23 protein-coding genes and 2 tRNA genes are annotated in these 19177 nt (G+C 72.2%); 15 read left to right on the plus strand and 10 right to left on the minus strand.

The genetic code is table 11. The features are described 5' to 3' along the window. Positions 1-126 precede the first annotated feature (126 nt). Positions 127-519, minus strand: a complete 393-nt coding sequence (locus tag ACFPM7_RS10855; protein ID WP_378246640.1) for an antibiotic biosynthesis monooxygenase — start codon at positions 517-519, stop codon at positions 127-129. Positions 520-647: 128 nt separating this feature from the next. Here ACFPM7_RS10855 and ACFPM7_RS10860 point away from each other — a divergent pair, with 128 nt between their 5' ends. The 3 genes from ACFPM7_RS10860 to ACFPM7_RS10870 all read left to right on the plus strand — a co-directional run bounded on the left by ACFPM7_RS10860 (position 648) and on the right by ACFPM7_RS10870 (position 1861). Then, positions 648-920, plus strand: coding sequence for a DUF6703 family protein (locus ACFPM7_RS10860; RefSeq protein ID WP_378246642.1), 273 nt, complete (start codon positions 648-650; stop codon positions 918-920). Between the two features lie 156 nt (positions 921-1076). Then, entirely contained in the window at positions 1077-1451 is a 375-nt protein-coding gene (locus tag ACFPM7_RS10865; protein WP_378246644.1) for an ArsR/SmtB family transcription factor, read from the plus strand. Beyond that, positions 1448-1861, plus strand: a complete 414-nt coding sequence (locus ACFPM7_RS10870) for a Fur family transcriptional regulator (protein ID WP_378246646.1) — start codon at positions 1448-1450, stop codon at positions 1859-1861. Before ACFPM7_RS10865 ends, ACFPM7_RS10870 begins: the two co-directional genes overlap by 4 nt. A 71-nt stretch (positions 1862-1932) precedes the next feature. Here the strand turns inward: ACFPM7_RS10870 and ACFPM7_RS10875 are convergent, their stop codons facing one another. Further along, positions 1933-2877, minus strand: a complete 945-nt coding sequence (locus tag ACFPM7_RS10875; RefSeq protein WP_378246648.1) for a hypothetical protein — start codon at positions 2875-2877, stop codon at positions 1933-1935. Positions 2878-3108: 231 nt separating this feature from the next. On the opposite strand from ACFPM7_RS10875, the gene ACFPM7_RS10880 reads away from it, so the two are divergent. The 4 genes from ACFPM7_RS10880 to ACFPM7_RS10895 all read left to right on the plus strand — a co-directional run bounded on the left by ACFPM7_RS10880 (position 3109) and on the right by ACFPM7_RS10895 (position 6777). Beyond that, the gene (locus ACFPM7_RS10880; RefSeq protein ID WP_378247219.1) at positions 3109-3693 is read left to right on the plus strand and encodes a YdcF family protein; all 585 of its coding nucleotides are present in this window, start codon (positions 3109-3111) and stop codon (positions 3691-3693) included. A 13-nt stretch (positions 3694-3706) separates the two neighbouring features. After that, positions 3707-4996: a deoxyguanosinetriphosphate triphosphohydrolase gene (locus tag ACFPM7_RS10885; RefSeq protein WP_378246650.1), complete on the plus strand. Its 1290-nt coding sequence runs from the start codon at positions 3707-3709 to the stop codon at positions 4994-4996. 68 nt (positions 4997-5064) lie between these two features. Further along, a complete protein-coding gene (locus tag ACFPM7_RS10890; protein WP_378246652.1) occupies positions 5065-6144 on the plus strand; it encodes a serpin family protein in 1080 nt (359 codons plus the stop codon). Between the two features lie 72 nt (positions 6145-6216). Continuing rightward, entirely contained in the window at positions 6217-6777 is a 561-nt protein-coding gene (locus tag ACFPM7_RS10895) for a carboxymuconolactone decarboxylase family protein (RefSeq protein ID WP_378246654.1), read from the plus strand. A gap of 187 nt (positions 6778-6964) precedes the next feature. Here the strand turns inward: ACFPM7_RS10895 and ACFPM7_RS10900 are convergent, their stop codons facing one another. After that, a complete protein-coding gene (locus ACFPM7_RS10900) occupies positions 6965-7900 on the minus strand; it encodes a sigma-70 family RNA polymerase sigma factor (protein ID WP_378247221.1) in 936 nt (311 codons plus the stop codon). A gap of 38 nt (positions 7901-7938) precedes the next feature. Between ACFPM7_RS10900 and dnaG the strand changes: the two genes are divergently transcribed. The 3 genes from dnaG to ACFPM7_RS10915 are packed head-to-tail and all read left to right on the plus strand — an operon-like array spanning position 7939 to position 11167. Next, on the plus strand, positions 7939-9846 hold the full coding sequence (gene dnaG, locus ACFPM7_RS10905) for a DNA primase (RefSeq protein ID WP_378246656.1): 1908 nt from the start codon (positions 7939-7941) through the stop codon (positions 9844-9846). Beyond that, positions 9843-10370 (plus strand): hypothetical protein, encoded by a 528-nt coding sequence (locus ACFPM7_RS10910; RefSeq protein WP_378246658.1) that lies wholly within the window; start codon positions 9843-9845, stop codon positions 10368-10370. The genes dnaG and ACFPM7_RS10910 overlap by 4 nt, the downstream gene beginning before the upstream one ends. A gap of 41 nt (positions 10371-10411) precedes the next feature. After that, positions 10412-11167 (plus strand): trans-aconitate 2-methyltransferase, encoded by a 756-nt coding sequence (locus ACFPM7_RS10915; RefSeq protein ID WP_378246660.1) that lies wholly within the window; start codon positions 10412-10414, stop codon positions 11165-11167. A gap of 75 nt (positions 11168-11242) precedes the next feature. Here the strand turns inward: ACFPM7_RS10915 and ACFPM7_RS10920 are convergent, their stop codons facing one another. The 3 genes from ACFPM7_RS10920 to ACFPM7_RS10930 form a co-directional block, all read right to left on the minus strand. Further along, the gene (locus ACFPM7_RS10920) at positions 11243-12478 is read right to left on the minus strand and encodes a S8 family peptidase (RefSeq protein ID WP_378246662.1); all 1236 of its coding nucleotides are present in this window, start codon (positions 12476-12478) and stop codon (positions 11243-11245) included. 224 nt (positions 12479-12702) lie between these two features. After that, positions 12703-12779 (minus strand) — tRNA-Ile (locus ACFPM7_RS10925). Positions 12780-12910: 131 nt separating this feature from the next. Next, positions 12911-12983 (minus strand) — tRNA-Asn (locus tag ACFPM7_RS10930). A gap of 152 nt (positions 12984-13135) precedes the next feature. Here ACFPM7_RS10930 and ACFPM7_RS10935 point away from each other — a divergent pair. Beyond that, complete coding sequence (locus tag ACFPM7_RS10935; RefSeq protein WP_378246664.1) at positions 13136-13309, plus strand: hypothetical protein; 174 nt, start codon at positions 13136-13138, stop codon at positions 13307-13309. Between the two features lie 16 nt (positions 13310-13325). Here the strand turns inward: ACFPM7_RS10935 and ACFPM7_RS10940 are convergent, their stop codons facing one another. Continuing rightward, positions 13326-14168: an NAD(P)-dependent oxidoreductase gene (locus ACFPM7_RS10940; protein WP_378246666.1), complete on the minus strand. Its 843-nt coding sequence runs from the start codon at positions 14166-14168 to the stop codon at positions 13326-13328. Positions 14169-14264: 96 nt separating this feature from the next. Between ACFPM7_RS10940 and ACFPM7_RS10945 the strand changes: the two genes are divergently transcribed. The 4 genes from ACFPM7_RS10945 to ACFPM7_RS10960 all read left to right on the plus strand — a co-directional run bounded on the left by ACFPM7_RS10945 (position 14265) and on the right by ACFPM7_RS10960 (position 16933). Next, positions 14265-14591 carry a winged helix-turn-helix transcriptional regulator gene (locus ACFPM7_RS10945; RefSeq protein ID WP_378246668.1) on the plus strand — a complete coding sequence of 109 codons (327 nt, stop codon included), beginning with the start codon at positions 14265-14267 and terminating at the stop codon, positions 14589-14591. Between the two features lie 162 nt (positions 14592-14753). Beyond that, complete coding sequence (locus ACFPM7_RS10950; RefSeq protein ID WP_378246670.1) at positions 14754-15920, plus strand: S8 family peptidase; 1167 nt, start codon at positions 14754-14756, stop codon at positions 15918-15920. 310 nt (positions 15921-16230) lie between these two features. Then, positions 16231-16650, plus strand: a complete 420-nt coding sequence (locus ACFPM7_RS10955) for a pyridoxamine 5'-phosphate oxidase family protein (RefSeq protein ID WP_378246672.1) — start codon at positions 16231-16233, stop codon at positions 16648-16650. Positions 16651-16660: 10 nt separating this feature from the next. Further along, positions 16661-16933 carry a putative quinol monooxygenase gene (locus tag ACFPM7_RS10960; protein WP_378246674.1) on the plus strand — a complete coding sequence of 91 codons (273 nt, stop codon included), beginning with the start codon at positions 16661-16663 and terminating at the stop codon, positions 16931-16933. 35 nt (positions 16934-16968) lie between these two features. On the opposite strand, the gene ACFPM7_RS10965 is transcribed toward ACFPM7_RS10960, so the two are convergent. The 3 genes from ACFPM7_RS10965 to ACFPM7_RS10975 are packed head-to-tail and all read right to left on the minus strand — an operon-like array spanning position 16969 to position 19134. Continuing rightward, the gene (locus tag ACFPM7_RS10965; protein ID WP_378246676.1) at positions 16969-18240 is read right to left on the minus strand and encodes an MFS transporter; all 1272 of its coding nucleotides are present in this window, start codon (positions 18238-18240) and stop codon (positions 16969-16971) included. A gap of 26 nt (positions 18241-18266) precedes the next feature. After that, a complete protein-coding gene (locus ACFPM7_RS10970; RefSeq protein WP_378246678.1) occupies positions 18267-18956 on the minus strand; it encodes a peptidoglycan-binding domain-containing protein in 690 nt (229 codons plus the stop codon). 10 nt (positions 18957-18966) lie between these two features. Then, positions 18967-19134, minus strand: coding sequence for a hypothetical protein (locus ACFPM7_RS10975; RefSeq protein ID WP_378246680.1), 168 nt, complete (start codon positions 19132-19134; stop codon positions 18967-18969). Positions 19135-19177 lie beyond the last annotated feature (43 nt).

The raw sequence follows: 19177 nt of genomic DNA on the forward strand, positions 1-19177 counted from the left end.
CCACGACCGGGGGATGAACCCCGAGGCCACGCGGCACCCGCCCAACGGTAGCCCGCCGCAGCGCCCCCGCCCGAACCGGTTTCCGGCACGCGGCCGAGCGCGGGTCCCCCCAGCCCCCGCTCCGCCTCACCTGGCCGTGGTGGGACCGCTCGCCTCGCCCAGCCGGACCGTCGCCGCGTCGGCGGCCAGGAGGCTGGTGTGCTCGCGGACTCCGTCGGAGTCGGCCTCCAGCACGATCTCGTAGGCGGCGGGCTCGGCGGTCTCGGCGCGGGCCAGCAACGGGATCACGTGCGTGCGGACCTCGAAGGGCGACAGTGCCCGCCGGTAGGCCGAGATCGACTCGAACTCGACGGTCAGCACCCACGCCTCGGTCTCGGTGGAGCGGGTGAACAGCCCTCGGCGGCAGCCCGGCTGGGCCAGCAGCAGTTCGAGGGCGCGCTTGGCCTCGGCGACCGGGGGCGCCTCGGGGAACCGGGCGATGAGCAGCACGCTGACGCCTTCCTGATCGGGTGCGCCCAACCTAGTGCCCCGACCGCTGCCCGAGCCCCCGTGGCCGGGGCGGAGCGACTGGGGCGGTCGGGCTCGGACAGACTGGGCGGGACGGCGCGGGGCCCGCCCCCGCCGACGAGTCGCCCGAGGAGGACGTCATGGCCCGAGGCCGTTCCATGAAGTCGCCGCTGCTGCCCGGCAGCGGACCGCTCGCCCGGGTCTCGCCGCTGCTGGCGTTCCTGGTGGTCATCGCCCTGTTCACGACGGGTGTGCTGGTCAAGGGAACCCTCGGTGCCGCCCTGTTGTTGTTGCTGGCGGCCGGTGTCGCGGTGCTGCTGGCGGCGACGTGGCGCGTGCTCGAACCGGGCCAGCGGGTCGGCCGGGTGCTGGTGCTGGGGGTCCTCGTGGCCGTCGCCGTCTCGGTGCTGTGACGGCCGCGTGAAGCCGGTGTGACAGCCTTCCGCCGCACGGCCCCGGTGACCACGAGTGATCGTCGGCGCGGCGTGTCGGACGGGATTGTCCGCGACGCCTAGAATGTTGAACACGGTAACCATCACCCCGGCGCCGCCGGGAGGGCAGGGAGGACGATGTCGACCGTGACCCCGGACGCCGCCTCGGACGAGCTCCGCGCCGCCGAGCATTCGCCGGACCGCCCGGCCGTGGCGCGGGTGACCCGTCGACCCGCCACGACCCTGGCCGCCGCGGGCGACCTGCTCCGTGCCCTCGCGGCCCCGGTGCGCATCGCGATCGTGCTGGAACTGCGCGAGGCCGACCGCTGCGTGCACGAACTGGTCGAAGCCCTCGGCGTCGCCCAGCCGCTCATCAGCCAGCACCTGCGCGTCCTCAAGTCCGCGGGCGTCGTGCACGGTGAGCGCCACGGCCGCGAGGTCGTCTACCGCCTGGTGGACGAACACCTCTCCCACATCGTCGTGGACGCCGTCGCGCACGTGGAGGAGGAGTGAGCGACGACAGGTCCGCCGCGACCGTCCCCGGCAAGCGCTCCACCCGCCAGCGCACGGCCGTCGCCCGCCTCCTCGACCAGCTCGACGACTTCCGCTCGGCCCAGGAACTGCACGAGGAACTGCGCAAGCGCGGTGAGGGCATCGGCCTGACCACCGTCTACCGCACCCTGCAGTCCCTCGCCGACGCTGGCGAGATCGACGTCCTGCGCACCGACTCGGGCGAGGCGATCTACCGCCGCTGCTCCAGCCACCACCACCATCACCTGGTCTGCCGCACCTGCGGCCACACCGTCGAGGTGGAAGGCCCGGCCGTGGAGCGCTGGGCCGAGCGCATCGCCGCCGAGAACGGCTTCTCCCACGTCAGCCACACCGTCGAGATCTTCGGCACCTGCGAGCGCTGCGCCGCCTAGGCCGCGGGGCGGCCCAGTGAGTTGTCCCCTCGTCCCCCCCATCTCATCCGGCCCTGTTCGCCTCTCAGGAGTCACCGGTCCGCCCGGACCTCCGGCTGCGGAGTGCGGGCGGCGAAGTCGTAGACCGCGCGCAGTTCGGCCGCGACCGCCTCGGTGTGCTCGGCCAGCCGGGCCGGGTCGGTGTGCACCGGGATGACCCCCGCGCCGAGGAAACGGGCCTGCCGGGCCGCCGCGGCCGCCGCTGTCCTGGGGTCCCAGGCGTCGTGGATCTCGGCGTCCCACGCCAAGCCCACCTCGGGCCACCACGCGTCGACCAGGCCGAGGTGGACGTCGGCCCGGGTGGCCAGCCGCGCGTTCCACCGCGGCTCCGGCAGGCCCGCCAGCGCCACCACCTGCTTCGCCCGGCGGGCCCGCAGCGCCTTGGCCGAGGCATTGCGCTCGGCCAGGACCGCCCGCAGCGCGCCGATGCCCTTGCGCTTGTCGCCCGACACCTCGCGGGACAGGGAGTCGACCGTCAGACCGCAGCGCTGCACCGCCTCCAGCACCAGCACCCGCATCTCCCCGAACGACGGCGTGCGCAGGCACGCGTCCACCGTCGCCTTCGCCAGCGGCACCACCGGGAACCCGCGGCGCCACTGCGCCTGCGGCAGGCGCCGGACCCGCTCGATGACCACCGAGCCGTCGTTGCGCTCGGCGGAGCGGCCGTCCACCAGCAGGTGGATCGCGCCGCGCGAGGGCAAGGGGACCCCGTGCAGCCACATCGCCTCCCGCCCGGTGACCACCGCGCCGGGCGCGGCGACGCCGACCGCGGCCTGCAGCCGCTGGGTGCGGGCGGGCGCGGCTTGGCTGAGCAGTACCACGCCGTCGGGTAGTCGCCGCCACGGGCCGTCCGGGCCGCAGCACCGGTGGATGTGCTCGTCGGTGATCCCGAGCGCGGAAAGCTCCGCGGTCCGGGCCACCCCGTGCGGGAAGAGGCGGGGGAGTCGGTCCAGGTCGAGGAGGGCGTGGTTCGTCATGGGTCCAGCCAATCGCGGGTGGCGGGCGGGCCGCCACGGGAAGTTCACCGTCTGTGGACAGTTAGTTGCCCTGTGGATGGATCTGGTTCCACGCGCCGGGAATGTCGTTCCCCTCTGCTAATACGCCCGCCCGTCGGGTCTCTTCCCGTTTCTGGAAGTATGTGGAGAGTGTCGTCCCCACCACGCCCGGTCGTCCGCTTCCTGCGCAGGTTCCTGCTCGGCGCGGTGATCATGGGCGTGCTGCTGGTCGGGGGCACGGCGTTCCGCGTCTGGCAGGTCGCCAGGATCGATGACCGCGACAAGGCCGACGTCGTCGTCGTGCTCGGGGCGGCCCAGTACGCGGGCAAGCCGTCCAAGGTCCTGGAAGCGCGGCTGCGCAAGGCGAAGCTGCTCTTCGACCAAGGCGTCTCCGAGTACGTGGTGACCGGCGGCGGCAGGCGCGAGGGCGACCGCTACACCGAGGCCCAGGCAGGCAAGAACTGGCTGGTCCGCCAAGGCGTTCCCGCGGACAGGGTCATCGAGGTGGGCCAGGGCAACGACACCCTGGGCACGCTGCGCGCCGTCGCCGACGAGGTCAAGAAGCGCGGCTGGAAGACAGCCGTCATCGTCAGCGACCCGTGGCACTCGCTGCGCGCGCGCACGATGGCCAGCGACGCGGGCCTGGACGCGTGGACCTCGCCGACGCACTCCGGCCCGATCGTGCAGACCCGCGAGACCCAGGCCAAGTACATCCTCCGCGAGACGGCGGCGTTGCTGTACTACCGCGCCACGAAGGCGGGCGCGGACCGGATCGCCATCGATCAGGAAGTCGGCTGAGTACGCTTCGTCGGTGACTTCCGGCTACATCGACGCCGACGGGGAGCGCGCGCACCCCGAGCCACCCAAGGGCGCGGACATCCCCGGCGCCCTCGCGCCCACGCGCAGCCCGTTCAGCCGTGACCGCGCACGGGTGCTGCACTCCGCGGCGCTGCGCAGGCTCGCCGGGAAGACGCAGGTCGTGGGCCCGCACGAGGGCTCGGAGGTGCACGGTGTGCCGCGCACCCGGCTGACCCACTCGCTGGAGGTCGCCCAGATCGGCCGCGGCATCGCCGAGGAGCTGGGCTGCGATCCCGACATCGTCGACACCGCGGGCCTTGCCCACGACATCGGCCATCCGCCGTTCGGCCACAACGGTGAACGCGCTCTGCACATCGCGGCGCGCGCGTGCGGCGGTTTCGAGGGCAACGCCCAGACCCTGCGCATCCTCACCCGCCTGGAGCCGAAGGTGCTCGGCCCCGACGGGGCCGAGTACGGCCTCAACCTGACCAGGGCGTCGCTGGACGCGGCCACCAAGTACCCGTGGCCGCGCCGCCCCGACACCGTCAAGTTCGGCGCCTACGACGACGACATGCCGATCTTCGACTGGCTGCGCCGGGGCGCGCCGCCGCTGCGCCAGTGCGTCGAAGCCCAGGTCATGGACTGGTCCGACGACGTCGCCTACTCGGTGCACGACGTGGAGGACGGCGTCCGCGCCGGCCGCATCCGGGTCAGCGCGCTCGCCGACCGGCAGGAGCGCTCGGTGCTGGCCGCCCTGGCCGCCAAGCACTTCTCCGGCCACTCCGTCACCGACATCGAGGAAGCCGCGGCCGGCCTGCTGCGGCTGCCCGTCGTCAACGCCCTGGCCTCGCGCGACTACGACGGCACCCTCGGCGCCCAGGTCGCGCTCAAGCGGCTGACCAGCGAACTCGTCGGCCGCTACGCCTCCGCCGTGGTCACCGGCACCCGCGAGGTCCACGGCGAGGGCCCGCTGACCCGCCACGCCGCCGACCTGGTGGTGCCCGACCAGGTGCACTGCGAGGTCGCGCTGCTCAAGGCGATGGCGCTGCACTACGTCATGAGCGACCCGCACCGGCTCGCGATGCAGGAGGGGCAGCGGGCGATGCTGGTCGAGCTGGTCGACGCGCTCGCCGAGCGCGCGCCGTCCTCGCTGGAGCCCGCGTTCCAGCCCGCCTGGCTGGCCGCGGCCGACGACTGCGGGCGGCTGCGGGTCGTGATCGACCAGGCAGCATCCCTGACCGACGTCCAGGCCGCCACGTGGCACTCCGCACTTGTGGACAACCGCGAGCCTGTGGACAACTGAACCGGCGCCTACCCGCCCAGCCGGCAGACTCGACGCAAGGACCACGAGTCGACGTCGGGAGAACCACCGTGCTGGACTTCACCCTCAGCCTGCACCGGGCGATCGCGCCCGACCCGCGCGAGCAGGTGTGCTGGTCGCCGTTCTCGGTGGCCAGCGCGCTCGGCCTGCTCGCGCTGGGCGCCCGCGGCGCCACCCGCGACGAGCTGGTCGCCGTGCTCGGCGACCTCGGCGAGCTGACCACGGCCATCGCCGCAGCGTCCCGGCTCGACGAGGTCGGCCCGGACGACGACGCCCCCACCATCGCGGTGTCCAACACGCTCTGGGCCGACGAGGCCATCACCATCCACCGCTCCTTCGCCGAGGAGCTCGCCGGGTGGTCGGACGGCTCGGTCCGCAACGCGCCCTTCCGCTCCGAGGCCGAGAAGGCCCGCGGGATGATCAACGACGACGTCGCCGAGACCACCAGGGGCCTGATCCCGGAGCTGGTGCCCGCGGGCGCGATCCGCTCCGACACGGTGGCCTCGCTGGTCAACGCGCTGTACCTCAAGAGCGCGTGGCGCAACCCGTTCGCCGAGGGCGGCACGCAGGACCGGCCGTTCCACGCCCCCGGCGGCCGGGTCGACGTGCCGACGATGATGCTCAACGAGCGCATCGGCTACGCCGCCCGCGACGGCTGGCAGGTCGTCACCGTCCCCGCGCTCGGCGGTGTCGACGCGGTCGTGCTGCTGCCCGACGCCGACCTCGCCGAGGCCGAGGCCGCCCTCACCCCGCAGAGCCTCGGCGCGCTGCTGTCGGCGCCCGAGCCCGCCCAGGTCCGGCTGTTGCTGCCCAAGCTCAAGGCCAAGACCCAGGCCGAGCTGTCCGATGTGCTGGCTGCCCTCGGCGTGCGGACGGTCTTCACCCGCGAGGCCGACCTCGGCGGCATCACCCCCGACTGGCTTGCCGTGCAGGCGGTCCTGCACGAGTCGGTGCTCAAGGTCGACGAGCAGGGCTTCGAGGGCGCCGCGGCCACCGCGGTCATGATGCGCCTGGCCAGCATGCCCGCGGAGCCGGTGGAGGTCGCCGCCGACCGGCCGTTCCTGTTCCTCGTCCGGCACCGGGAGACGGGGGTGGTCTACTTCGTGGCGCGCGTCACCGACCCGTCCTGACCCCGGGCTGTCACGCCCGGGCGCGTCGTCTCGTCCTCACGGTGGAACGCCACCACCACTGGGAGGTCACCGATGCCCCGCGTTGCAGCAGTCCCGGCGACAGGCCTGATGAAGGTCCTCTACCGGCTCGCCCGCCGCCGCTTCGGGGCGGTCCCCGAGCCGATGGAGATCATCGCCCACCACCGCGGGCTCCTGATGGCCAACGGGATGCACGAGCTGATCGCGGAGAAGGTTTCCCGAACGCTGCCCGCCAGCGCGCGGGAACTGGCCGTGTACCGGGTCGCGCAGCGGCTGGGCTGTTCGTGGTGCGTCGACTTCGGCACCATGCTCCAGCGGCTGGAGGGCTTGGACGTCGAGCGCCTCCAGCACATCGACGCCTACGCCGAGCACCCGGCCTACACCGACCGCGAGCGGTTGGCCATCGCCTACGCCGACGCGATGACCGCCGACCCGGTCACCGTCACCGACGCCGATGTCGCGGACCTCACCGCGGCGTTCGGCGAGAAGGGGGTCATCGAGCTGACCTACCACATCGGACTGGAGAACATGCGTGCCAGGGTGAACAGCGCGCTGGGCATCGTCGACCAGGGCTTCAGCACCGGCGAGGCGTGCCGGGTGCCGACGACCCGGTAGGCGACGTCCGGAGGCGGCGCCGGGCAGCCGCCGACCCACCCCGCGGGCACCCGCCCCTGGCCGATCCGGCAGGCATCCAGCCCCGACCGCCCACGCGCGGACCCCACCTCGCCTGCGGCGGGTCGGCGGAGGCCGCGGTCGAGCAGCGAGTCTGCCTGACCGCGGGTCGTCGTGCCTGTCCGCGAGGTCAGGCGGCGGTGTCGGGGAAGGGGACGCGGGTGAGTTTGTCGGGGTTGACGATGTCGTAGATGGCCACGACGCGGCCGTCGCGGATCGTGAACGTCGTGACGCGGCGGTTCAGGGTGCGCTCGCCGGTGACCTCGGGGGCGAGCATGCCCAGGTCGCCGTTGACCAGCACCGGGGTCATGCTGCCGAGCTTGTCCACGCCGTACTGGCGCATGAGGCCGAGCAGGAACCTGCTCACCTTGTCGGTGCCCGCGACGTGGTGGCGGGCGGTGCGCGCCTTGCCGTCGCTGTCGCCGGTCAGGACCACGTCCGGGTGCAGCAGGGCGACCACGGCGGCCAGGTCGCCCTCGGCGAGGGCGGCCAGGAAGCGGCCGAGCATCTCCTGCTGCTCGGCCAGCGCGACCCTCGGCGGCGGGTCGGCGGCGGCCACGGCCTTGCGGGCGCGGGACGCGTGCTGGCGGGCGGTGGGCTCGGTGCAGCCCAGGGTGGCGGCGATCTGGGCGTAGGGGACGGCGAAGGCGTCGTGCAGGACGAGGGCCACCCGCTGCTCCGGGGTGAGCCGGTCGAGCACGACGAGGGCGGCCATGCGCACGTCGTCGCCGCGGACGGCGGCGTCGGCGGGGTCCTCGCCGGGGGCGCCGACCAGCGGGGCGACGACGGGCTCGGGCAGCCACGGGCCGACGTAGCGCTCGCGGCGCACCGCGGCCGAGCGGAGCCTGTCCAGGCAGAGCCTGCCGACGACGGTGGTCAGCCAGCCGCGCAGGTCCCTGATCGTCGCCGGATCATCCACAGTGGACAGGCGTAGCCAGGCGTCCTGCACCGCGTCCTCGGCGTCGGCCAGCGTGCCGGTCAGCCGGTAGGCGACGCCGAGAAGGTGGTCGCGGTGCTCGTCGAAGGTCTCGGCGAGCAGCACGTTCCCAGCGGTCACGAGGCCAATGCTAGTCCCGGCGCGCGGCGCGCATAGACTCGGCGGCTGTGGCGGGGCGCATCAGGGAAAGCGACATCGCGCTCGTGCGCGAGCGGAGCCGCATCGATGACGTCGTCGGCGAGTACGTCGCCCTGCGGCGCGCCGGTGGCGGTGCGCTGAAGGGGCTCTGCCCGTTCCACGACGAGAAGACCCCGTCGTTCAACGTCCGGGCCACGCACGGCACCTTCCACTGCTTCGGCTGCGGCGAGGGCGGCGACGTCATCGCCTTCATCATGAAGATCGACCACCTCTCGTTCGTGGAGTCGGTCGAGCGCCTGGCCGAGCGCTGCGGTGTGCAGCTGACCTACGAGGGCGGCGGCGCCAGCGTCCAGCGCGACCGCGGCACCCGCGCCCGGCTGGTCGACGCCCACAAGGCCGCCGCCGAGTTCTACGCCGAGCAGCTGCGCTCCCCCGAGGCGGTCAAGGCCAGGGAGTTCCTCGCCGAGCGCGGCTTTGACGAGAACATCTGGACCAGGTTCGGCTGCGGCTACGCCCCCACGGGCTGGGACAGGCTGACCAAGCACCTGCTCGGCCGCGGCTTCGAGTTCGCCGAGCTGATCAAGGCGGGCATCTCCCGCGAGGGCAGGCAGGGCCCGATCGACCGTTTCCACCGCCGCCTGCTCTGGCCGATCAAGGACATCAGCGGCGACGTCGTCGGCTTCGGCGCGCGCAGGCTCTTCGACGACGACCAGATCCAGGCCAAGTACCTCAACACCAACGAGACCGCGATCTACAAGAAGTCGAACGTGCTCTTCGGCCTCGACCTGGCCAAGCGCGAGATCGCCAAGCGCCACCAGGTGGTCGTGGTCGAGGGCTACACCGACGTCATGGCCATGCACGCCGCCGACGTCCCCACCGCCGTCGCCTCGTGCGGCACCGCGTTCGGCAAGGACCACATCGGCGTCCTGCGCAGGCTGCTGATGGACGACGACGCCTTCCGCGGCGAAGTGATCTTCACCTTCGACGGTGACGACGCGGGCCAGAAGGCCGCCCGCAAGGCCTTCGAGGAGGGCGACCAGCAGTTCGCCGCCAAGACCTTCATCGCCATCGCCCCCGACGGCATGGACCCGTGCGAGCTGCGCCAGCACAAGGGCGAGGTCGCCGTGCGCGACCTGGTCGCCCGCAGGCAGCCGCTGTTCGCCTTCGCCATCCGCGCCGAGCTGGCCGAGCACGACCTGGACACCTCCGAAGGCCGCGTCGAGGCCCTGCGGCGCACCGTGCCGATGGTCGCGGGCATCAAGGACCACTCGCTGCGCGACGACTACGCCCGCCAGCTCGCCGGCTGGGTCGGCTGGGACGACATGGCCACGGTCGTGCGCCGCGTCCGCGAGAGCTCCGGGGCGGGCCCCGCGCCGAAGAAGGCCAGGCCCGCCGACCCCAACCAGGGCGCGCTCGCCGTCGAGGCGGCGACCGGTCCGCCCCGGCCCGATGCCCGCGACCTGCGGCTGCGCGCCCAGCGCGAGGTCATCAAGCTGGCGCTGCAGGAACCCGCGCTCGCGGGCCCGATGTACGACGCGCTGCCGTCGGAGGTGTTCACGCACCCCGCCTACGACGCGCTGCACCGGGCGATCCTGGACGCGGGCGGCGCGTCGTGCGGCCTGGCGGGGGCCGAGCTGCTGGAAGCGGTCACCAGGAACTGCCAGAGCCCTGTGCTGCGCACGCTGGCCAGCGAGCTGACCGTCGAACCCATGCCGCTGCCCACCAAGAACGCCGCCGCGTCCCGCTACGCGGGCGCGATCCTGGCCGCCGCCCAGCGCGAACTGGTCGCCCGCCAGATCGCGGACCTCAAGTCGAAGCTGCAGCGGGTCTCACCCGTCGAGGAGCCGGACGAGGCGCGCGCGCTCTGGGGCGACATCGTGGCGATGGAGGAGTGGTACAAGGCCTTGGGCAAGCAGGCGGCGGGGGAGTACGAATGAGCCTGTTCTCGCGGATCTTCGGCGGCGGGGTGCCCGCGGGCTTCCCCGGCAAGCTGGACAAGGACGAGGCGGTGGCCGCCTCCGCCCAGGTGCGCGGCGGCGGGCACCTGGTGGCGACGTCGCTGGGCCTGTGGGTGCCCGAGGGCGAGGACGCGCGCCGCATCGGCTGGCACCTGGTGTCGAAGGCGGCGTGGGCCTCCGGGGTCTTCACGATCACCGAGGCCGAGGAGACCGAGCAGGCCGGAAGCGCGGTCGTCCTGCGCGACCTCGCGCCGCGCCGGATCGCCGTCGAGCAGCCCGGCAAGCTCCCGCAGGCCGTCCACCAGCGCGTCACCGGCTCGATCAAGTCGCGGCACCGCCAGGAACTCGACGGCGGCGGCGCGTGGTTCGTCCAGCGCAAGGTGCCCGGCCGCGACGGCATCGTCCTGCAGGTCAGGCCCGACCCCGGCGCCGACGTCGCGGCCATCCGCACCATCGCCGCCGAGGTCGCCGCCAAGATCGAAGCCGCCCGCGACGACGCCTGATGTGGTAAACCGTACGTACGGTTTACTATCAGGAGGCGCCGATGTGGAACCCGACCGACTACCTCGCGTTCGGAGACCACCGAGCCAGGCCCTTCTACGACCTGCTCTCCCGCGTCGCCACCACCCATCCGCGCGCCGTCGTGGACCTGGGCTGCGGCCCCGGCAACCTGACCGCGACCCTGTCGCACCGCTGGCCGGGCGCGCGCGTCACCGGCATCGACTCGTCCCCGGAGATGGTCGCCGCCGCCAAGTCCCGCGGCGTCGAGGCCACCGAAGGCGACCTCAGCACCTGGGTCCCCACCGCCGACACCGACGTCCTGGTCAGCAATGCCGCCCTCCAATGGGTCCCCGACCACCCGACCCTGCTCCGCGAGTGGGCAACGGCCCTGCCGCCGCACGCCTGGCTGGCCTTCCAGGTTCCCGGCAACTTCTCCGCCCCCTCCCACGAACTCGTCCGCGCCCTCGCCGCCTCCCCACCCTGGCGCGACCGCGTCCCACCCCTGCGCGGCGAGGACTCCGTCCTGACCCCCACCGCCTACGCCGACCTCTTCCCCGCCCACGACGTCGACGCCTGGGAAACCACCTACCTCCACCCCCTGACCGGCACCGACCCCGTCCTCGACTGGATCACCGGCACCGCCCTGCGCCCCATCCGCGCCGCCCTCCCCGACCCGGAGTGGACCGAGTTCCGCGAAACCCTCGCCCCAGCCCTGCGCGCCGAGTACCCGCCCCGCCCGGACGGCACGACCCTGTTCCCCTTCCGCCGCATCTTCGCCGTCATCCAGACCTCGGGATAGGCGAGCGGCCAGTCGGACGCGCGGAAGGGAGGCCGGACCCGCCCCAGGCCCGGCCTCCCTTCCGTGCTCGCCTCGCTACGCCGGGACCATGCCCATGAACAGGAGCTTGTTCGGCGATCCCAGGCCCGCGTTGCTCACGACGCCGGGCGTGGCGTTGTCGGCGAGCGCGGCCGCGGTCTGCCACGCGGTGTCGGCGGGGAACTTGTGCCGCCACAGCGCGGCGGTGCCGGTGGCGTGCGGCGCCGCCATCGACGTGCCGCTGATGGTCTGGTACGCGGTGTCCGAGGTCGCCCACGCGGAGGTGATGTTGACGCCGGGGGCGAACAGGTCAAGGCATGTGCCGAAGCTGGAGAACGGGGCCCGCGCGTCGGTGTTGGTGGTGGCGCCCACCGTCGTCGCGGCGGGTGTGCTCGCGGGCGACTGGAGGCAGGCGTTGTTGTTGGAGTTGCCCGCTGAGACCGAGTAGTGCACGTTCGCGGCGATGGAGTTGGCGACGGCGGTGTTCAGCGGCGGGAAGGCCGGTCCGCCGAGGCTCATGTTGGCCACCGCCTTCGTGCCCGTCATGATCGAGTTGTTGGTCACCCAGTCGACCCCGGCGATGACCCCGGCGTAGGAGCCCGCCCCCGCGCAGTTCAGCACGCGCACGGACACCAGCTGCACGTCCTTGGCCACGCCCATGGTCTGCCCGCCGACCGTGCCCGCGACGTGCGTGCCGTGGCCGTTGCAGTCGTTGCCGGGCGGGAAGACCCCGCCGACGGTGTCGATGCCGTAGATGGCCTGGCCGTTGAACTCCTGGTGGGTGTAGCGGATGCCGGTGTCGATGATGTACGCCTTCACCGAGGACGCGGTGTTGGGGTAGTGGTACTTGGTGTCCATCGGCAACGACCGCTGGTCGATCCGGTTGAGCCCCCAGGCCGACGGGCTGTTCTGCACCTGCAGGGCGGTGGTGCGCACCTCCGCGTCCTGCCAGATGGAGCGGAACCGGCGGTCGAGGGTCAACGCCCGAGCCTGTTCGGCGTCGGCCTTGACCGCGAAGCCCTTCAGGCTGCTGGTGTAGAGGTGCACGACGGTGATCCCGTACTGACGAGCCACTTCGTCGCCGGTTCTCTTGACCACGTCGGGGCTTGCCTGCTCGTCGGCCAGTAAGGCGAGGTAGCTGTCGGCGATCGGCTCGGCCGCGGCGGTGCTGATGCGTCCGGGCCCGGCATCGGCGAGGCGCAGACCGGCGGGGGCGGCGGCGACGGGTCCGGCGATGACGCCGAGGGACGTGATGACGGCCGCGGCGAGGATGAGGCTGCGGGTGGGTTTCATCGTTCTTCCTCCACGGGTGGCAGGGACATCCCGAGAAGAACGGATGGTGGTTGCAGACCGGTTGCAATCTGGCAGCAGAGCGCGGACGCGCTGCTCAGAGCCGTCCCGATCAGGTTCGCGAGCCCTGCTTGATGATGTGCGGCTCACTGTCCGGCGCCTCGAACGTGCAGCCGTAGGGCAGCACGGTGGGTGCCTGCCAGTACTCGGGGTGGACGTGATGCCGGTGGTGGGGCGGGTGGGGCTCGAACCCACGGCCAAGGGATTATGAGTCCCCTGCTCTGACCAACTGAGCTACCGCCCCCGACCCGAGTGATCGTACTCACCCGGGCGGCCCATCCATGATCCACTGCCAAAGCGAGATCATCCCGAAGCCGCCGGGGCGATCCGCAAAGCGAAGAAGGCCCCAGGCGAACCTGGGACCTTCGTTGCTTGCTCCTCCAGCTGGACTCGAACCAGCAACCCTTCGATTAACAGTCGAATGCTCTGCCAATTGAGCTATGGAGGAAGGGCTCCTTGCCGGGCGGGCCCGACGGGAGACAACTCTAGCGCACCCCCGCGACCGGTTTCGCGGGGGTACCTCCCGGTGACGATGCGCGCGGGCGGCGGTGCGGATGGGAGGATGGGGGCAGTTGCTGTCGAAGTCGGGAGGCGAACGCCGTGTTGAGGTTCTTGCTCGGGGCGGCGGTCGGGTACGTGCTGGGAGCCAAGGCGGGGCGGGGGCGCTACGACCAGCTGATGCGCACCTACCGGCGGCTGAGCGACAGCCCCACCGTGCAGGGCGCGGCGGGGATCGCGCGGGCGAAGCTGGGGTTCGAGAAGCGCAGGGACTAGCAGGGACTAGCAGGGACTAGCGCAGCAGGTCGACGACGCCGGTGGTGTCCTCGTCGCCGCGGCCGTCGGCGGCGAGGCGGTGCATGAGGGTGAAGTACGGGGTCAGCAGGTCTGGGCGCACGGCCTGCTCCCGCGCCGTCCGCAGGAACGTGGGGATGCCTGCCACCTGCATGGCGAGGGTGGAGGAGACGCCTGCGCGGTAGTCGCCGGTTTCCAGCTGGGCGGCTGTGAGGTGGGCCGAGCCCGCCATGGTGCTCAGCCAGTCGGCCAGCAGCGGGGCCAGCGACGTCGGGGCGATGGGCTCGGCGCGGATGAGGGCGAAGGCGTGGGCGATGCCCGCGAACATGCCGTACATGGCGCTGAGCAGGGCGATGTCGTGCAGGGCCGCGTGGCCGGGGTCCTCGCCGACGTACCGGGTGGCGGCCGGGACGGCGAGCACGTGCTCCCAGGTCGTGAAGGCCTCGGCCGAGCCGCTGTAGAAGACGGAGGCGTCCGGGGTGCCGATCATCGGCGGGTCGGCCATGATTCCGCCGTCGAGGTAGCGGGCGCCGCGCGCGCCTGCCCACGCGGCGCGGGCGCGGGCCTCGGCCGGGGTGCAGGTCGTCAGGTTGACCAGGTCCTTGCCTGCCAGGTCGACTCCGTCCAGGACGGCGCCGACGCCGGCGTCGTCGAGGAGGCAGACGACCACGAGGCGGCTCGCGGCGACCGCGTCGGCGGGGGTGTCGGCGACGGGCGCGCCCAGGTTCTCCGCGCGGGCGCGGGTGCGGTTCCAGACGGTCGGGCGGTGGCCGGCGGCGAGCCAGGCGGCGGCCAGGGCCGTGCCCATGGCGCCGAGGCCGATGAGGGTGGTGTCGGACATGGCGATTAGCCTGCGACCAGGGACAACGTTGATCAAGTACGCACTTCGGAGTGCGTGGTTACCCTCCGGTGAGCGTCCAGACAGGGGGAGTTCGCGATGGTCAGGCGACCCGGTGCGTTCCACTGCGGCACGGAGGCGGCGATGGAGGTCATCGACGGCAAGTGGAAGGTCAGCGTCCTCTGGGCGCTCGACGGCCAGACCAGGCGCTTCGGCGAGCTGCGCAGGCTCCTCGGCGTCACCGAGAAGGTGCTGGCCGCCCAGCTGCGCGAGCTGGAGGCCGACGGCATCGTCCGGCGCGAGGCCCGCGACACCGTGCCGCCGCACGTCGAGTACTCGCTGACGCCCCTCGGGGACTCCCTCAACGCCGCCTTGGAGCCCCTGTGCGCGTGGGGCGCCGAGAACGTCATCACTCGGGTCGGATAGTCGAAAAGCACGATCGTACTACGCCAGATGGTGTAACCGGCTCATAGGATCGGTCCTTCTCGTTCCCATTAACTGGTTATCTGACCGTGATCTCCGATTAGGTTGATGACAACTTCCAAAGTCCAAGTCGGGGGCGTTGGAAAGCAACGAACGGAGTACGGAATGACGAACCGGAGGCAGCGGGTCCTGCGCAGCGCCGTCGTGGCGCTGTCCGCTGGCGCACTCGGTCTTGCCGTGATCCCGTCGGCGGGCGCGGCAGAAGGGCAGGTCCTCGGCGCGAACGCCGCGGACGCGATCGAGGGCAGCTACATCGTCGTCCTCAAGGACGGCATCGGCATCCAGTCCGCTGAGGACATCGCGGACACCTACGGCGCCGAGGTCACCCACCGGTACACCCACGCGCTCAAGGGTTTCGCGGGCGGCATGTCCGAAAGCGAGGCCAAGCGCGCCGCGGCCGACCCGTCGGTCGCCTACGTCGAGCAGAACAAGGTCGTGCGCACCACCGCGACCGCGTCGTGGGGCCTGGACCGCATCGACCAGGCGGATCTCCCGCTGGACAACAGCTACACCGCTCCGTCCACTGGGGAGGGTGTGACCGCCTACATCATCGACACCGGCATCCGCGTCAGCCACAGCGATTTCGGCGGCCGGGCGACGTGGGGCACCAACACCGTCGGCGACGCCGATGAGGACTGCAACGGCCACGGCACGCACGTCGCGGGCACCGTGGGCGGCACCGCGCACGGTGTGGCCACCGCGGTCGACCTGGTCGCTGTGAAGGTGCTGGACTGCAACGGTTCCGGCACGCTCGCCGGTGTGGCCGACGGCGTCGACTGGGTGACGGCCAACGCCGTCAAGCCCGCCGTCGCGAACATGAGCCTGGGCGCCCCCGGCGCCAACGCCACCCTGGAGGACGCCGTCAAGCGCTCCATCGACTCGGGCGTGACCTACGCCATCGCGTCGGGCAACTCGAACTCCGACGGCTGCAACTTCTCCCCGGCGCGCCTGCCCGAGGCCATCACGGTGAACGCCACCACCGACACCGACGCCCGCGCGTCCTTCTCCAACTACGGCACCTGCACCGACATCTTCGCCCCGGGCGAGGGCATCACCGCGCCGTGGATCGACAGCGACACCGCCACCAACACCATCAGCGGCACCTCGATGGCCGCGCCGCACGTGGCCGGCGCCGCCGCGCTGCACCTGGCCGCCAACCCGTCGGCCACCCCGGCCGACGTCGCCACCGCGCTGACCGGCGCGGCGGGTGCCGGCAAGGTCACCAACCCGGGCACCGGCTCGCCGGACGCCCTGCTCTACGTCGGTTCCTGACCGATCGCTGAAACTCCGGAGGCCCGGGCGCGGACGCACCGCCCGGGCCTCCGGCCTGTCCAGGGCAAGCCTGTCCGATAGCCGACATTGTCGTGTTCACCCCTGCCGCGCCCGCCGCGCCGGGGGCTACCTTCTGCCGCGCACCACATTCCCGCCGAGGTCAGGAACCCTCACCAGCACCCGCGGGAGGCGCGGTCCGGGCGGGCGGTTCCTCGTCCCCGCCCGGACCCGCCACGTCGCGGCCGAGGGGTCGCGCGCGCCAGGTCCGGCCGCTACGGTGCTCCCTGAGTTGATCATGGGAGGAGTGGCGATGTCGCTGGTGATGTCGGAGGCCGAGCGGGTGGCGTTTCTCGGCGAGCCGAGGGTGGGGGTCATCGCGATCAGCCGGGACGGGCGCGGGCCGCTGGCCGTGCCGATCTGGTACCGCTACGCCCGCGGCGAGGTCTGCGTGTGGATGGAGCGGGACTCGGTCAAATACCGGGCGCTGTGCCGGGCGGGCCGGTTCACCCTGGTCGTGCAGAGCGAGCGCATGCCCTACAAGTACGTCTCCGCCGAGGGGCCGGTCGTGGACGCCCGGTCGCCGAGCCGGGCCGAGGCGGTCGCCATCGCCGGTCGCTACCTCGCGCCCCCCGACGCGGAAGGCTATGTGGACTCGGCGCTGGGGGAAGGCTCGGTGTTGGTGAGCATGCGACCGGAGCGCTGGCTGAGCAACGACCAGTCCAGGGGTTAGGCTTGCGCGCATGGTGATCGTCGCGGGAACCATTCGGGTCGAGCCGGGCACGCGGGACGAGTTCGTCGCCGCGTCCCGGCAGTCGGTCGTGCGGGCCAGGGCGACCGAGGGGTGCCACGAGTTCGTCGTCGCCGCCGACCCGGTGCTCGCCGACGTCGTCGTGGTGCTCGAACGCTGGGAGTCCGCCGAGGCCCTCATGGCTTTCCGCGGCTCCGGACCCGGCGACGACCTCAGCGCGATGATCGTCGACGTGCGGGTCGAGCAGTACGCCGTTGTGTCCTAGCGCAGTGTCCTAGCGCAGTGTCCTAGCGCGGTGTCCTAGCGCAGCGCGGTCCCTCGGGTCTCCGGCAGCGTCAGCACGACGGCGAAGGACACCGCCGCGCCCGCGGCGACGTACCAGAAGAACGCCGTCGCCGCGCCCGCCCCGGACAGCGCGCTGATCAGCAGCGGGGCGGTGCCGCCGAAGACGGCCACGGTCAGGTTGTACCAGGCGCCGATGCCCAGCCCGCGCAGCTCGGTCGGGAACAGCTCGCTCATCAGCGCGGGCGCGATGGACGTCATGGCCGTGTACAGCCCCAGGCCGACGGTGAAGACCACCAGCAGGTTCCCGAACCCGGGTTTGACCAAAGTGGACAGCGGGACGATCAGCACCGCCGTCGCCGCCGACCAGACCAGCAGCTGCGGCTTGCGCCCGAACCGGTCGGCGAGCGCGCCCATCGGGTACTGCAGCGCCACGAACACCGCCGTCGCGATGGACAGCGCGAGGAACACCTCGACCGCGTCCACCCCGCGCGACTTGACCGCGAACGGTGTCAGGGCGCTGAAGAACGTGTAGTAGCAGAGCGTGGAGAGCATCGTGAACCCGATGAGCTGACCCACGGCCCTGGGGTGCTCGCGCAGCGTCGTGCGCAGCGGGTTGACCACGCGCTTGGCCTTGTTCGCCTCGAACAGCTCCGTCTCGGCGAGGCTGCGCCGCAGCCACAGCCCGACCAGGCCGAGCACCCCGCCGAGCAGGAACGGCAGCCGCCACCCCCACGAGTTCATCGCGTCCTCGCTGAGCGTCCTGGCCAGCGTGAAACCGAGCACCGACGCGGTGAGCACGGCGGTGCCGGTGGAGATGTAGAAGAACGCCGAGTACCGCCCCCGCCGCTCGTCCGGCGCGATCTCCCCCAGGTAGGCCGAGGCGTTCGACACCTCCCCGCCGAGCGAGAGCCCCTGCACGATCCGCGCGAGCAGCAGCCCGATCGGCGCCAGCCAGCCCACCTGCTCGAACGTCGGCAGCACCCCGATCAGCGCCGAGCCGCCCGCCATCATCACGATGGTCAGCACCATCGCGGGCTTGCGGCCGCGCAGGTCGGCGAAGCGGCCGAGCAGGATGCCGCCCAGCGGCCGGAAGAAGAACGCCAGCGCGTAGGTCGCGAAGGTGTTGATCTGGGCGAGCGCGTCGTTGCCCGAGGGGAAGAACGCGGAGGCGAAGTAGATGCTGAACGTCGCGTAGATCGTCCAGTCGAACCACTCCAGCGCGTTGCCCGCGCTCGCCGCGACCAGCTTGCGCACCGGGAGCCGGTGCCGAACCGCAGGATCGGCCATGGTTCACACAGTAGGCCGCTGGTTGGTTACCTGGCCAGGTCGAACTTCCAGCGCAGCTGCGGCCCGATGTACCACTGCACCCCGCCGCTGCCCGCCTGCGGCTCCCACGACAGGCCGAACTGCCCGCGCAGGAACAGCTCGACGTTGCGCAGCGGCCGGTAGCCGAACTCGGCCTCGTTCTCCAGGCCCAGCTCGAAGCCGTTGTCCCGGGACCAGTCCAGCGTGAACTTGTGGGTGTGGTTCAGGAACCAGTTCGGCCACAGCCGGATCTCCCGGTTGAGCAGTTCCACGCTGCCGTTGCCCGCCAGCGGGCCGACCGGGGCGCCGCCGCCCAGGCGCAGCCGGGCGCCGGGGTGGCTGCCCAGGGTGAACGTCCGGAAGTCCTGGACCATGAGGTCGAGGGTGGTGTCCTGCCAGCTCAGCCACAGCTCGAACGGGATCGTCAGGTTCAGCGGCCCGACCGGCTGCCGCTGCTGGGGTTCGCGCTCCAGGGCGTCCCAGGTCGCGGTGTCCACGACGCCGGTCTCGGGCAGGCCCTCGCGGCGCTGGAAGTACTCCACCGAGCCCTCGGTGATCGGGCCGAAGAGGCCGTCGACCGGGCTCAGCCGGACGTGCCCCGCCGCGGCGTCGTCGGTCAGCCTGGCCTCCAGCAGGCCCTGCAGGTAGGTGACCCAGTCGTGCTCGGGGCTGTCGCGGCGCAGTTCGGGGTTGCTCATGGCGGCCTCCTCAGGCCAGTGCCGTGTCGCCGGAGCCGTGGCGCAGGGACTCGTCGACCCCGTCGACGCAGTCCGGGACGGGTTGCTCCTCCAGCCACGCCACCCATTCCCCGTTGAGGTCGATGCGCTCCTCGGTGGGGATCTCGTCCTCGAACTCGACGCTGGCGTGCTCGTCCATGCGCCAGATCGTGCGGCGGCCGGGCGCGTGCGCCAATGTCCGA

The organism is Actinokineospora guangxiensis, from assembly GCF_042657845.1.
Lineage (GTDB): Bacteria > Actinomycetota > Actinomycetes > Mycobacteriales > Pseudonocardiaceae > Actinokineospora > Actinokineospora guangxiensis.

Bases quoted from the DNA above. Each gene is read 5' to 3' on its own strand.
- ACFPM7_RS10960 (WP_378246674.1), top strand. From the start codon at position 16,661: ATGGTGATCGTCGCGGGAACCATTCGGGTCGAGCCGGGCACGCGGGAC.
- ACFPM7_RS10865 (WP_378246644.1), top strand. From the start codon at position 1,077: ATGTCGACCGTGACCCCGGACGCCGCCTCGGACGAGCTCCGCGCCGCC.
- ACFPM7_RS10975 (WP_378246680.1), bottom strand. From the start codon at position 19,134: ATGGACGAGCACGCCAGCGTCGAGTTCGAGGACGAGATCCCCACCGAG.
- ACFPM7_RS10950 (WP_378246670.1), top strand. From the start codon at position 14,754: ATGACGAACCGGAGGCAGCGGGTCCTGCGCAGCGCCGTCGTGGCGCTG.
- ACFPM7_RS10860 (WP_378246642.1), top strand. From the start codon at position 648: ATGGCCCGAGGCCGTTCCATGAAGTCGCCGCTGCTGCCCGGCAGCGGA.
- ACFPM7_RS10895 (WP_378246654.1), top strand. From the start codon at position 6,217: ATGCCCCGCGTTGCAGCAGTCCCGGCGACAGGCCTGATGAAGGTCCTC.
- ACFPM7_RS10945 (WP_378246668.1), top strand. From the start codon at position 14,265: ATGGTCAGGCGACCCGGTGCGTTCCACTGCGGCACGGAGGCGGCGATG.
- ACFPM7_RS10920 (WP_378246662.1), bottom strand. From the start codon at position 12,478: ATGAAACCCACCCGCAGCCTCATCCTCGCCGCGGCCGTCATCACGTCC.
- ACFPM7_RS10955 (WP_378246672.1), top strand. From the start codon at position 16,231: ATGTCGCTGGTGATGTCGGAGGCCGAGCGGGTGGCGTTTCTCGGCGAG.
- ACFPM7_RS10880 (WP_378247219.1), top strand. From the start codon at position 3,109: ATGGGCGTGCTGCTGGTCGGGGGCACGGCGTTCCGCGTCTGGCAGGTC.
- ACFPM7_RS10915 (WP_378246660.1), top strand. From the start codon at position 10,412: ATGTGGAACCCGACCGACTACCTCGCGTTCGGAGACCACCGAGCCAGG.
- ACFPM7_RS10965 (WP_378246676.1), bottom strand. From the start codon at position 18,240: ATGGCCGATCCTGCGGTTCGGCACCGGCTCCCGGTGCGCAAGCTGGTC.
- ACFPM7_RS10970 (WP_378246678.1), bottom strand. From the start codon at position 18,956: ATGAGCAACCCCGAACTGCGCCGCGACAGCCCCGAGCACGACTGGGTC.
- ACFPM7_RS10940 (WP_378246666.1), bottom strand. From the start codon at position 14,168: ATGTCCGACACCACCCTCATCGGCCTCGGCGCCATGGGCACGGCCCTG.
- ACFPM7_RS10875 (WP_378246648.1), bottom strand. From the start codon at position 2,877: ATGACGAACCACGCCCTCCTCGACCTGGACCGACTCCCCCGCCTCTTC.
- ACFPM7_RS10910 (WP_378246658.1), top strand. From the start codon at position 9,843: ATGAGCCTGTTCTCGCGGATCTTCGGCGGCGGGGTGCCCGCGGGCTTC.